This window comes from Cognataquiflexum rubidum, assembly GCF_022538115.1.
Classification (GTDB): domain Bacteria; phylum Bacteroidota; class Bacteroidia; order Cytophagales; family Cyclobacteriaceae; genus Cognataquiflexum; species Cognataquiflexum rubidum.
Genome location: NZ_JAKZAL010000038.1, coordinates 1 through 14,266, shown reverse-complemented (window position 1 = coordinate 14,266; position 14,266 = coordinate 1). Strand labels below are relative to the sequence as shown.

At 41.7% G+C, this 14,266-nt stretch carries 8 protein-coding genes; 5 read left to right on the top strand and 3 right to left on the bottom strand.

The genetic code is table 11. The annotated features are described in order from the left end of the window. The 5 genes from MMU05_RS22455 (at position 1) to MMU05_RS22435 (ending at position 6,570) form a co-directional block, all read left to right on the top strand. Entirely contained in the window at positions 1-1,452 is a 1,452-nt protein-coding gene (locus tag MMU05_RS22455; RefSeq protein ID WP_113924669.1) for a DUF1501 domain-containing protein, read from the top strand. 13 nt (positions 1,453-1,465) lie between these two features. Further along, positions 1,466-3,604: a chitobiase/beta-hexosaminidase C-terminal domain-containing protein gene (locus tag MMU05_RS22450; protein ID WP_241143898.1), complete on the top strand. Its 2,139-nt coding sequence runs from the start codon at positions 1,466-1,468 to the stop codon at positions 3,602-3,604. A 1-nt stretch (position 3,605) separates the two neighbouring features. Beyond that, entirely contained in the window at positions 3,606-4,340 is a 735-nt protein-coding gene (locus MMU05_RS22445) for a sugar isomerase domain-containing protein (protein WP_241143897.1), read from the top strand. A gap of 135 nt (positions 4,341-4,475) precedes the next feature. After that, entirely contained in the window at positions 4,476-5,543 is a 1,068-nt protein-coding gene (locus tag MMU05_RS22440; RefSeq protein WP_241143896.1) for a zinc-binding metallopeptidase family protein, read from the top strand. A 25-nt stretch (positions 5,544-5,568) separates the two neighbouring features. Continuing rightward, positions 5,569-6,570, top strand: a complete 1,002-nt coding sequence (locus MMU05_RS22435; protein ID WP_241143895.1) for a DUF1593 domain-containing protein — start codon at positions 5,569-5,571, stop codon at positions 6,568-6,570. 1 nt (position 6,571) lies between these two features. Here the strand turns inward: MMU05_RS22435 and MMU05_RS22430 are convergent, their stop codons facing one another. The 3 genes from MMU05_RS22430 to MMU05_RS22420 all read right to left on the bottom strand — a co-directional run bounded on the left by MMU05_RS22430 (position 6,572) and on the right by MMU05_RS22420 (position 13,981). Further along, on the bottom strand, positions 6,572-7,705 hold the full coding sequence (locus tag MMU05_RS22430; RefSeq protein ID WP_241143894.1) for a DEAD/DEAH box helicase: 1,134 nt from the start codon (positions 7,703-7,705) through the stop codon (positions 6,572-6,574). 481 nt (positions 7,706-8,186) lie between these two features. Then, a complete protein-coding gene (locus MMU05_RS22425; RefSeq protein WP_241143893.1) occupies positions 8,187-11,234 on the bottom strand; it encodes a PVC-type heme-binding CxxCH protein in 3,048 nt (1,015 codons plus the stop codon). A gap of 176 nt (positions 11,235-11,410) precedes the next feature. Beyond that, a complete protein-coding gene (locus MMU05_RS22420; RefSeq protein ID WP_241143892.1) occupies positions 11,411-13,981 on the bottom strand; it encodes a family 20 glycosylhydrolase in 2,571 nt (856 codons plus the stop codon). Positions 13,982-14,266 lie beyond the last annotated feature (285 nt).

Sequence of the window (14,266 nt, the reverse complement as noted above, 5' to 3'; positions counted from 1 at the left end):
ATGGAAAAAGAACAATTTGAACACGGATTAAACGAGAACAGGAGAAAGTTTCTTTCAAAAGTCAGTTTGGGTTTGGGCAGTATTGCTTTGGGAAGTCTATTGATTCCTGATTTGTTCAAAGGCAAAAGTGGTGAAGATGCCTTGATGGAAGCTTTGCCTCATTTTGCTCCGAAGGCAAAAAGAGTGATATACCTTTTTCAAAACGGTGCACCGTCTCAGTTGGAGACATTTGATTACAAGCCTTTGCTAAACCAACAGATCGGACAGGAACTACCCGACTCCATCCGTGCTGGACAAAGGCTAACAGGCATGACAGCCGGACAAAGCTCTTTTCCGCTGGTAGGTTCTTTCTTCAAATTCAACCAATATGGGGAATCCCGGGCCTGGATTTCTGAGGCATTCCCCCATACGGCCAAAGTAGTGGATGACATCTGTATCATCAAGTCCATGCATACGGAAGCCATCAACCATGATCCTGCCTTGACATTCTTTCAAACAGGTGCACAAGTGGGCAACCGCCCAAGTATGGGAGCTTGGCTGAGTTATGGACTTGGAAGTGAAAACAGCAACCTACCCTCCTTTTGTGTGCTTTTGAGCCGAGGAAAAGGAAACGGACAGGGAGTATATTCCAAACTGTGGACCAATGGATTTTTGGATTCCGTCCATCAGGGAGTTCAATTTTCCGCTAGTGAAGATCCCGTCCTCTATCTCAAAGATCCCAAAGGGATGAACAGGGAAGACAGAAGAAGGATGTTGGATAAGTTGGCCGAACTGAACAATATGAATTACGAGACTTTTGGTGATCCCGAAATCCAAGCCAAAGTCCAACAATATGAAATGGCCTTCCGCATGCAGACTGCTGTACCGGAAGTCACTGATATCAAATCCGAACCTGACAGCATTATCAAACTTTATGGTCCGGACTGCTTGATACCGGGAACTTACGCTGCCAACTGCCTTTTGGCTAGAAAACTTTCTGAAAACGGAGTTCGCTTTGTACAGCTCTACCATCAGGGATGGGATGCCCATGACAACCTGCCCAATCAGATGGTCGGTCAGGCAAAGGATGTGGATCAGGCTTCAGCAGCGCTGATCACAGACCTGAAGCAAAGAGGTTTGTTAGATGAAACTTTGGTGATTTGGGGAGGGGAATTTGGAAGAACAAACTACTGTCAGGGCAAAATCCAAGTGGACAACTATGGCCGTGACCACCATCCGAGGGCATTTTCCATTTGGATGGCCGGCGGCGGTGTCAAGTCAGGAATGGTCTATGGAGAGACAGATGAATTTGGATACAACATTGTAGAAAATCCGGTTCATGTCCATGATTTCCAAGCCACTATCCTGCATCTGATGGGAATAGACCATGAAAGGCTCACCTACAAACACCTAGGAAGAAGGTACAGGTTAACGGATGTTCATGGAAAAGTAGTAAAAGATATTTTGGTTTAAGTTTTAATATTGTATGCCCAAAAGCCAAAAGATCTTTACGATTCTTGAAAATTCACTGATTGTCCTTCACGGATTGATTCTTATTCTTGTCATTGGACAAGACAATATCCAATTGCCGGCTTTTTTGGAAGTTGTCGGCAGGATGCACCCGCTTTTGCTCCATTTCCCCATTGTGATGTTGTTTTTGGCAGCTTTGCTGTTTTGGTTTCCTGATTCCTTGGGAGTCAATTCTAAGGTTGCCCTGAAATGGTTGTTGCTTTCTGCACTTTTCTTTACAGGAGTCACTGTTTTGGCAGGGCTTTTTCTCAGTGTGGAAGACGGCTATGTCAAAGAAGATTTTGAAAACCACCAATGGACTGGCTTGTTGGTGTTTTGGTTAGGGACTTTATGGTACTGGTTTTGGGTGAAAGACAAACTGAAAGTTGCGAAAGGTTTTTCAGTGGTTGTGTTGGCTTTGGTCTTGGCAACAGGACATTTTGGCGCTTCACTGACACATGGAGAGGATTTTCTTTTTGAACCTTTGCAAAGCGAAATTGATGTTCCGCAAGTAAGTTTCGAGGAAGCCCTGGCCTACGACCATGTCATCAAACCCATCCTGCAACAAAAATGTATCAGTTGCCATAAAGCCGGAAAAGTCAAAGGTGAATTGAGAATGGATGAAGTCCAATATATCTTAAAAGGCGGCGAAATGGGTCCGGCTGTAGATATGGAAGACCTTGAAAATTCCCAGATTCTTGTCCATATCCTGATTCCTTTGGAGGAAGAATTCCATATGCCTCCCAAAGGAAAGCCGCAATTGACAGATACAGAACTTGCATTGATCCAAAGCTGGATTTTGGATTCCGCTCATTTTGACAAAAAACTGACAGCATACAATCCTGAAAGTGAATTCTTTGCTTTGGCTAAGGAAAAGTTTACCTCTCAAGATTCTAAATCTTATGCCTTTGAAGCAGCAAGTGCCAAAACCATTGCTGGTCTGAACAATGATTACAGAAAAGTCGTAACTACTTATCCTGATTCTCCAGGTCTGAGGGTTACATTTTTTGGAAAAAACCAGTTCGACCCTAATTCGATCGCCGACCTGAAAAAAGTCAAAGAACAAGTCGTAGAACTGAGCTTCCAAAATATGCCATTGAAAGATGGGGACCTCAAACAACTTTCTGATTTCCCTAACCTTGAAGACCTCAACCTAAATTTCACAGGAATTGAAGGGAATACTTTGGGAGAACTGAAAAATCTCAAAAACCTGAAAAACCTTTCTCTAAGTGGTAATCCTCTTTCTGAAACCGCATTTGAAAGCCTTAATGATTTTAGTCAGCTGAAGAATCTATATGTATGGACCAATAAAAACACGGATGCCATCGCTTCCTTAAAAACCAACTTGCCGAATACAAAAATCGAAGGGGGATTTCAGGATAATGGCACTTTATATCAATTGAATGCTCCTCAAATCGAGTATAAGAATTCAATTTTCACTGAAAAAGCAGAAGTTACTCTCAAGCATCCTATCGGTTCGGTGAAAATTTTCTACACCCTCGACAATACTTTGCCTGACAGCAGCAACCATCAGGTGTATTCAGGTCCAATAAGTTTAGACAAAAACACCACCTTGCGGGCAAGGGCTTTTGCTGAGGGATGGCTTGGAAGTACAGAAAAACAAGCTGTTTTTTTCAGGTCAAAAATTCAGCCTGACAGTTACAAACTTGCCTTTGAACCCAATAAGTCCTATAAAGGGTCAGGTGCTTTGACCTTATTTGACCTTGAAAAAGGAGATGAAGACTTTGGGACAGGAAAGTGGCTGGGCTTTCAGGATACTCCTTTTGAAATCCAAATGGATTTCAAATCCCCACAAAATATCGAAAATATTGCTTTCAGCACTTTGGCAGCCGAGGGATCGCATATTTTCCCTCCTTCCAAGGTGGAAGTTTGGATCAAAACACAAAACGCAGATTGGAAGTTGGTAGATACACAAAAACCCGAGCAACCCACAGGAAACCGCGACAGGCTGCTTCAGATGTATGAATCCAAGATCAACCAAAATGGTATTTTGGCCATTAAAGCAAAACTCACTCCTGTCAATCCTTTACCAAAATGGCACCCGGGAGCGGGTGGCAAAGGTTGGGTATTCGTAGATGAAATTCTGATCAATTGATATGAAAGCTTATCAGCGGTATTTTGAGCAGGTTCAATCCAAGCTTCAGGTCGTGTTTGGCCAAAAAGAAAAAATCGAACAGGCAGCTGATTGGGTAGCCGATTGCCTGGCAAATGAAGGATTTATCTTTACGAGCGGCACAGGACATTCTCATATTTTTGCCGAGGAGATTTTCTATCGGGCCGGAGGTTTTGCGCGGGTAGTAGCTATTTTGGATGAGGCACTGATGCTCCACAAAGATGCTTCCTTCAGTACCAAAGTGGAAAGGCAAGAAGGATATGCAGCAACGCTTTTGGAGGAATTTCCCCTTTCGGAAAAAGATGTTTTTATCATTTCCTCTAACTCCGGACGTAATACGGTCAGCATAGAGATGGCAATGATAGCAAAGGAAAAAGGAGCCAAAGTCATCGTCATTACCAACCTGAAACATACCCAATCAGTCAATTCACGACATCCTTCCGGGAAACGGCTTTTTGAAATCGCTGACTTGTATTTTGACAATGGCGGAGAGATCGGTGACGCTTCGGTGGCATTGGAAGGTTTGGATTTTAAGGTCGGAGCCACTTCCACCTCCGCAGGCGCGGTGATTTTGCAAAGTATCATGGTGCAGGCTGCCGAAAACCTGATTCAAAGAGGGATCGTCCCGGAAATTTTCAGCAGCTCTAATTCCGATAAGGGGGAAGCACATAATGAGCTCCTTATCCGGAAATACAAGGGGCAGATTAAGGGGTTGTAAACTTTCAGTTTGTGGAATTTACATTCAGATTAAAAATCCGTTTTCAAATAAATAAAAATTTACTTTTTAAGTTGAATTGCATTAAATTCAATCATTCATTTTTCGAAATAAAAACAACTTCTTTGCCAACACACCATGCAGATTTTTCAATGCGACAACTGCGGACATTCCGTTTATTTTGACAATACTGTTTGTCTGAAATGCCACAACCTTCTAGGATTTGATTCCAAAAATCTCAAGATGGTTTCTCTCCAGTTAAATCCTGATCAAAAATTCACAGAGACAACCACAGGAAAAGGATATCGTTTTTGCAAAAACCAAGCCCTTGATGTATGCAATTGGGTAATTTCTGATGAAGTAAGTGAGCAATATTGTATTGCCTGCTCGCTCAATAGGATCATCCCGGACATCACAAAAAAAGAATATTACGACAGGTGGAAAAAAATTGAATCGGCCAAGCACAGGTTGATTTACGCTCTGCTAAGATGGGATTTACCCATCATATCCAAAGCTGTGGATTATGAAAAAGGCCTTGCATTTAACTTTAAATCCGATTCTACAATGACGGACGGATTCAGGGTGATGACAGGACATGCAAATGGGCTCATCACCATGAATATAGCTGAAGCGGATGATGTGGAAAGAGAAATGGCTAGAAACAGCATGGATGAAGTGTACAGGACAGTTCTTGGACATTTTAGGCACGAAATCGGCCATTACTATTGGGAAAGGCTGATTTGGGGAACAGATAATCTTGATGCATTTAGGTCCAATTTTGGAGATGAAACTTACAGTTACCAAGAAGCGCTAAACCATTATTACCAACATGGTGCACCTGCAAACTGGAACCAAAACTTCATCAGTGCTTACGCCACGATGCATCCTTGGGAAAGTTGGGCGGAGACTTGGGCACATTACATGCATATCGTGGATACTTTGGAAACAGCCTACTTCTACGGCTTGTCCATCAATCCCAAAGTCCATGAAAGCATCTCAGTCAAATCTGCCAAAATCACCGAGAATGCCTATTACTGTAAAAACTTCGACACTATTTTTGACCAATGGCTGCCACTCTCTTTTATGATGAACAGTATCAACAGAAGCATGGGCTTACAAGATTTATATCCATTTGTGATCAACTTGAATGTAAAGGAAAAACTACGTTTCATCCATAATGTGATTCATGAAGCAAAATTGGATTGACCTTCTCCTTAAAGATTATAAGATCATGAAAGTTTTAAACTGTAGAAAATCTGGGTTGGTGGCTTGTTTTGGAAGATTTCTACTTCTGGTATTGACTTTTCTTTCAACTAGTTCTTATTGCCAAAATTCACAGGAAAGTAATGGGCAAAAACCTCAGATTATCATCTCCTCTGATATAGGAGGCGACGATCCGGACGATTACCAATCAATGGTCCACCTGCTGGTATATGGGGGCCGATTTGAGTTGTTGGGGCTGATAAGTTCACCACCCGGAAAAGGAAGGCTATCTAACATCTTAGAAGCAATAGAAGCGTATGAGAAAGATTTTCCAAAATTAAAAGCCAAAAATATAGAATTTCCTGATCCCAAATACCTCAGAAGCATTAGCAAACAAGGATCATTGGAAATTCAACATGCTGATGAACCTGATAACCTAAGTGAAGGTTCTCAATGGATTATCCAAAAGGTAAATGAAAGCAAAAGACCGGTTTACGTGTTGGTTTGGGGCTCAATGACGGACGTTGCCCAAGCTGTCCATTCGGATCCTACCATCAAATCAAAGCTGAGGGTTTATTCAATCGGTTCATGGAATACAGCTCAGGATCCAAAATCAAGGGATTACCTTTTCAACAACCATCCTGATCTTTGGTGGATAGAAAACAATACAACCTTTAGGGGCATGTATATGGGTGGAGAACAAAGTGGAAATTTGGGAAACCAAACCTTTGTGGAGACATTTGTAAAGGATCACGGAAATTTGGGAAGGCTCTTTTGGGAGCAGAAAAAGGACATTAAAATGGGTGATACGCCTTCTGTCCTTTATTTTTTAAATGGGGACATTGAAAATCCCGAAGGGGAAAGTTGGGGTGGTTCATTTATCAAAACTGACCATGGCCCAAATTATTGGACTGACAATCCCGATCCTGATCTGATTGAAAATAACCGCCAAGGCGCCAAAACTGTCAATCGACACCGAAAGGATTTTCTGCAGGATTGGGCCAAAAGGATGGAATGGTTAAAAGACTGAATTAAAAATCCAGATTCTTAGCATCAATCAACTCCACTCTCCTACCCATCTTTTTTTGAATCACCTTGAAGTGATGCTCTTCCTCTTCTGAAATTAAAGAAATGGCTTCGCCTTCAGAACCTGCACGTCCTGTCCTTCCTATCCTGTGGATATAATCTTTTGGGGATCTTGGCAATTCATAATTCACCACTACAGGCAAAAATTTGATGTCGATTCCTCTAGAAGCCAAATCCGTTGCGACAAGAACCCTGAGTTTACCATTTTTGAATTTGGTCAAAGCATCTGTCCTTGCGCCTTGGCTTTTATCTCCGTGAAAAGAAACAGCCTCAATTCCGTTTTTATTGAGCTTCCCTGCGACATTGTCTGCTGTTCTGATCGAAGATGTAAATACCAACACCTGATTCCAATTGCCTGATTTGATCAAGTGACGTAGGAGCGGTCCTTTATATTCCATTGGTACCAAATAAGCTGATTGGGCGATCAGTTCAGGAGCAATTCCCTCGACTTCCACAGAAATCTTTTCGGGATTATGCAAAATCCGGTTGATCAGATCCTCCACCGTTTCTTCCATAGTGGCTGAAAAAAGGATGTTTTGCCTCTTTTTGGGTAATTTGGAAAGGATCTCGTCCACTTCTTCTTTGAAACCCAGATTCAAAATCTTATCCGCCTCATCCAAAACCAATACTTTGAGACTGGACAGGGAAATGGAATTTTTATCCACCAAATCCAACAACCTTCCAGGAGTGGCGACGACGATCTCTGTGCCATAAATATTCATCATTTGGGGATTGACAGAAACTCCGCCAAAAACCGCAAGTGTTTTTACTTTCCGTGGTAAAAAATTGCTGAATACTTTGATTACTTCCTCCACCTGTGTGGCCAATTCTCTGGTAGGAACCAAAATCAGGACAGGGATATTCCGTGTTTTGATATATTCGGTCTGCTGTAATTGCTGCAAAATAGGTAGCACATAAGCGGCTGTTTTCCCGGATCCGGTGGGGGCAATCCCAAGAATGTCCTTACCTTTTAAAATAGCAGGAATGGCTTCGATCTGAATCGGATAAGGGCTTTCGTATTTTGCCTTTTTGATGGCGTCAAGGATGCTAAGCGAAAGACCGAGGGAAGAAAAATCCATGGATATGTGTTTTTTGACAAAGGTAGGGTTTAAATGAAAAGTAAAAGATAAAAAAATATGGATATGCGCTTCTTTGCCGGTAACCCTATTTTATTCTCCAAGTGGGACGGAAGACCGAAGTCGGAATCCTGATGGCTATCGGGACGAAATACCGGACATTTCAGTTTGCAGCCAAGATTTAATATAGATAACTATTTTACTGGCATCATTGCGGACATAAAGATAAAATAAAGAATCAGGATTAAGATGATATTAATTGATATTGGATACTCATGGATATTGCTTCAAAAACCACCATTGATCTCAATTCAAAGATAAACGTAGCCAGCACCTAATAAAGAGAAATAGCCATGATTTAAGCATCGTGGCTATTTTGATTTTGGGAATTGAAAAACAATAAAATTGAATTCAAAAATCCGGGAAGAATTTAATTGCCCTCAAAGTTTATTCTTTGGCTTAAGCCATACTTAGTAATCAACAATTACATTTTCTTCAAACTCATCAGATATTCCACCAAATCCACCAATTCTTGGGTACTCATGGCCTTTTCCAAACCGGATGGCATGATAGAGTTTTCCATCTGCTCGATGGAAGCGACATCCGCAGTTTTAAGATTAACCATCGTTCCCCCCGGAATTTTCAAAGCGATGTCCGTCTCTGTTCGGCTGCTGATTACGCCTCCATAGGTACTTCCTTCTTTGGTTTTGAGGATGTAGCCTTCATAGCCAAAACTGATTCCAGCATCCGGATGGATGATGGCGATATATTGCGCTTCTTTGGATAGCTTACTCCCGATTTCTGAGAGCTTAGGACCAAAGTCCATCCCAATTTCATTGACCTGATGGCATACAGCACAGTTATTTTTGAATACAGTAAGTCCGTTATCAACAACACCTTTCATGGCCATCAATTCATTCATCGGAGGCAATGGATTTGCAGCATCATTACTTTCCAAATAACCGGCCGCTTCTGTCCTCACACTTTTTCTCCAAGCCCGGCTAACACCATTTACTGCGGAGGCTTTTAGATTGTCAGGAAATTTACCTTCTTTCAACAAAACCAAAACCCGTTCTTCCCCGGAATAACTTCCACCGATAGCTGCCGCAGCCTCTCTTCTGACATTTACATTTCTTTTGCTATCAAAAGCCATCTCTTCCAGAATAGCGATTGATTGGTTTGAACCGATACCGCGCAAAGCCAAGATCATATCAAAAACCTGCTTTTCGTCTTTGCCATTCAAAACCTTTTGGACCAAAGGAGCTCCACCCTGATTAAGCAGCGTGGTGGCTGCAGACCTTCCAATATTGTTGTCATAATTGGCGAGTGCCATCTCTAGCAATTGAGGATTTTTGTCTTTCAGTTCAAATTTTCGTACCAGTTCGACAAAATCAATTTTCCCCTCCGACTCTTTCAACACATCGTTCAATGCGGTCATCGCAGCCGGTGATGTTTTGATATACTTTGGTTCCAAATGTGTAATGACCAATCTGTTTATTTCCTTTTGGTCTTGAGTTGGTTTTTCAAGCATTTCGATCAAAGCCTTCGACTTGGCTTCAGCATCGGGATTGAAATCAAATGCCCGGAAATACCTCAAACGCATGTCCATGGATTCAGCAGGATCGGACGCCAAAGTTGCCAACATGGGAATTGACTTCCCTGTTCTTGCTCTCCAGACAATGTCCTTGTTTGATTTATTATCTAAAACCTGATCCTGCACCAAATTCTCCCAAGCAGCATAATAAGTATCCCATTGCCCGTCTGCCCCTATTCCCAACGCCTCCAAATACCACCTATCCTGACCGTCATGTTGCCTTGCCAATTCAGCCCAGATTTCTGGCGCTTCAGGTGAGGGATGATGCCTCAGCGCAATGGCCACTTCCCTCCTAACCTGTGCATTTGGACTTTTTGCCAATTGCTTGGCAAATGGAATAAAATCCATGTCCAATTGTCGGGCTGCCCTCAAACCTGCTATCTGCAGATCCGGATTGGGATCGTTAATTGCTTTTTGAACATAAGTTGGGCCTTTCCCATCCATTTTGGCCAAAACCCAAAAAGCCCTTGCACGCATTCTGGGATTCTCATGTGATTCAAACATTTTATTTAGGCCATCTTCTGCACTTGAACCTTGCTTTTGTAAAGCCTGCCATGCCTGGTAACGCCATGAAAGGTTTGGGTTTTGAAGGGCTTCCAATGCTCCTTCCAAGGAAGTGAGGTCATAGGAAAGGACTTCATAATCGCTATCTGGAGGAGCCAACCTAAAAATCCTACCGCGGTTCAAATCTCCAACTTGATGTCCGCCAACTCCAGGGTCATACCAATCTGAAACAAACAAAGAACCATCTGGAGCAATGCAAACATCTGAGGGTCTGAACCATTGATTTTTATCCCCGTGCATGATATTGACCATTTCGGCTGAATATCCTGCTCCGACATTTTTCACAGGATATGCCCGGACAACATTAGGACCTGCATCAGAATGGATCATCTGATCCCAAAAAACTTCCGGCAATAACCTTCCCTCGTAAATCAAAATACCGGTAGGTGAACCCGCACCCGTCTGCAACAGATTTGGTACAACACCCGGGTCATTGAGGTGCCAATGCTGAAGCGGAATTTCCTTTTCTTTATTGGTTCTGTTGGCTGACCAACTTGCACGGGTCATCTCATCTTTGTAACCATAATTCCCATATTCCATCACAAAATTAATCCGAACCCCTTGGTTGCCATCATCGTCATTGTCCGATTGCCACATAGTACCGTAGGAATCCACAGCTACTTCATAATTGTTTCTGAAGTTTTGGCCAAGGACTTCAATATATGTAAAATCAGTATTGCTTCTAAAAACCAATCCTTCCTGATAGTTCTTGGTATTGATTTCCTTCCCGGATTTATCCACGATGACATTTCCGTTTTTATCCAACAACTGTGCTCCGGCGTTTCCAAAGTTGAAGTAAAACTTCCCATCCGGCCCAAAAACAAAAGCATGCATCCCGTGGTCATGCTGATCTCCGGAAATTCCCTGAAAAATAATTTCTTTGGTATCAGCCTTATCATCTCCATCTGTATCTGTAAACATCCATACATAGGGACTTTGAGAAACAATGGCTTTGTTTCCCATCACCCAAATGCCTAAAGGCGCATTGATCTCAGGTCCTTGGTAGAATACCGTACTTTTGTCTTGGATTCCATCTCCATCAGTGTCTTCCAATATCACGATGCGGTCTCCCTCTTGACGGGGATCGTTGCCGGTGATGGCAGGTCGATAATTGTAGGCCTCACATACCCACACTCTTCCCCGATGATCTATGTCAATGTTTGTAGGATTGGTTATAGTAGGTTCCGATGCAAAAAGTTTGGCCTCTATACCTTCCGCAAAAGTAATCCCTGAAAGCGCATTTTCGGGAAGGTGTCTTTCCTCCTCAGTCAATAAATCAAAATCTTTAATTTCAGGTTTTGAGTCACAGGAATGCAAAAAACCTATTCCAAAAAGAAACAAGAAGCTTTTGGTCAATAAATAAATATTTTTCATAAAAGAAATTTTGGGCTAACTCGGTTGTCTATTGGTAATTTTTCCAATTCTAAATATAAATCGTGATTGTCACAATCAAATCCCATTTGTGTAAGATATTGAGATTCAGACTTGATTTTGAAGGCAATATCTACCCATCGCGAAAATCCGCAAGACAGAATTATTGATTGGAAACACTATTTGATTTCAGAAATACCTCCGCTTTTTCCTTGTGGGGAAAAAACCTGCAGCTTGACATTCCCCTTAAATGGAATCGGCTCTGAATAAATTTCCGATTGGATAGTCGGTTCACCGCCATTTACTGTATACCTGATTGTGAGGCCGGGTGTATCCAAATTGGCAAAGATTTTTCCTTCCTTGACCGTTGCCCCGGCTTTTGGCAAACGCACATTAAAACCGCCAAAAAGGTATTCTAACCTTGGGATTTCTTTTTGTCCTACAGCATTGGCAAACTTGTTCCATTCTTTTTCCATCTCAATTTTCCTTTTTTCAGGGTCGGCAATTACTGTCCATTCAGGATCCTGAGACCATGCCCTTTCTACATACCCCAACATTTTTGGTAAAAGGTAGTATTCCATCATTGCCTGACCTTTGACTGTTTCGGACCACAACTGACCCGAAACACCCTTGATATTTCCCCTTCCCTCTGCTGTCAGCTTGGCTTTATTCTTTGACAGAGTCTCGATATCAATCGGATTGCCATACATGTCGGTTTCATTTGAAATAAAATTATTCAAAGGCACAGTTCTCCAAGCTGTCTTTGTATCCACAAATCCAGACCATTGATGCCCGGGTTCATCCGGATCCATATTATAGGCAAGGTCAAAATAGAAATTCGACGAATTGCAGATGATCACTTCATAGCCTGCATTGGCCAATTGGTAGGCCATATCTTCTCCACCCCATCCTGCTACTGCATTCCATGCATAGGCCCTGAACCCTTTATTTGCAAAGACGGGATTGGGTCGGATGACTTCTTTTCCGTTTTCGTGGATATCCATTTGACCGATTTCTTCCCAACCGGCTGTTTGGATTCCTCTTTCTTCAAACATTTTGCTGACTCGGTTATAAAAATAATTTTGAAGGTCATTTCTCGTATTTATCCCTTCTGTTTCAGCAATGAATTTTTCGCAAACCGGCGAATTCGTCCATGCTCCTTTGGGCACTTCATCCCCTCCGGTATGGAATGTGCTGATCCGAACATTCGCTTCCTTATACATTGTCAGAATTTCATCCACCACTTTCTCATAAAAAGTAAATGCAGATTCCTGACAGATACAGATGGTATTGCCTCTGAAATTTTGAGCAGAAAGGTATTCAGATTGATCCCCAAAATCTTCCAGAAGATATTCTAAAGCCCCCTTTTCATCTCCGGATTTCATCTTGTCATGGTATCTTTTCCTCATCGCTATGATTGCAGCACGGGAATGGCCCGGAGCTCCGATTTCGGGAATGACTTCGATATGGCGTTCTTTTGCATATTGGAGTATTTGCTTAAAATCTTCCACAGAATAAAATCCTGTGCCATTCGGTGACTTATCTTTATCAGGACCAGATGCATAATATGGCCATAGGAATTGAAATTCATCTTTGGAATGGCCCCGCTTGCTGCCGACTTCGGTCAACTCCGGCAAACCGGGAATTTCAATTCTCCAACCTTCGTCATTGGCCAGATTGAAATGAAACACATTCAATTTGTAAAAAGCCATGAGGTCAAGGATTTTGAGGATGGCTTCTTTGGATTGGAAATTACGTGCAACATCAAGGAAAAAACCACGGTATTCAAACCGCGGTTCGTCTTCAATTGATATCTTGGGTAACTCTAATTTATCCGCAGGAGAAGTAAAAGAAGACAAGGGCAGCATAGCCAACAAAGACTGAATTCCATAAAAAGCTCCTTTTGGATTGCCGGAGCTGATTTCTATTTTTTCACCAATATTCAAGGCATAAGCTTCCGAAGAAACTTTGGATGGATCTTTCAGAATTAAAACAGACGCATCTTTTGAGGAGGATATTTCAATCTCTCCTTTAAAAAAGGTTGAAAGTCTTTCTTTTAGAAGTTCTGCTTCCATTTCAAAACCGGCATCTGCATAAATGGAGATTGTTTCGGACAAAACAACCTCACCTACTCCCCAATTGTATGATTTAGGAGTGGGAATAATGGGACTGAAGTCTTTTTGGGATAGTAGGCTCAGGTTTTTGTTCCTTTCAAAAAGGAAAGCAGGATCAGGAATCGGTAAATTACTTCCTGCAACAGCGGTCAATTGGTCCTGAATTTCGATTCTTGAAGCTGTAAAATCCGCTATTGGATGGCCTTCTTCACTATCGCCAAAAACTATATAAAGTCCTGTAGGCGTGTGGCTGTTTTTCAACAAAAAATTATCAGAAGAATAGGAAAATGAATAAGTCTCCCCTTTCTCCAAAACAGGAAAGCCATCTTTCGGTTTGATCCTGAAAAAATCGCCCGAAAGGTGTTGGATTGAAACCAAAGAATCTAGCTCCTGGGGATTTACAGAGAGAAAAATAGTGTTGAAATAGATTTCCCAATCCGGTTTCAAAGGTTGGTCACCATTATTGGTAAGCAGGAATTTTGCCTGGTGAAATTGTTCAGGAGAGATTTGGTTTTGTTCAAGTTCCCAACTTATGCTGATTTGATCAGGATTGATCCTTTTGCTTTTAGGCTGACAAGAATTGACAGTAAGAAGTGCAAACAGCACCATCGCAATTTTTTGGATGATTTGGTTCATTGGTTGTTGGGTATATTTTGATTGATATATCCTGATTAAAAGAAATCATTGAAATTCCTCTTTCAATTTATCAAAAAAGACAATATTCCAAAAACATCCAAGAAATCACCTATAGCACTCTTTGCAACATATTCTAGATGTATCCAATTATATAAACCTCTTAAATGGCTGAAAATTTATCAAAACAAGTAAATCCTTAATATTTCAATATGATTATCCGCAATCATTCCAGTAAGGATAAATTGAAGCAATGATGAGTCTGTCAAAAAGCTTTTGACCGAAATA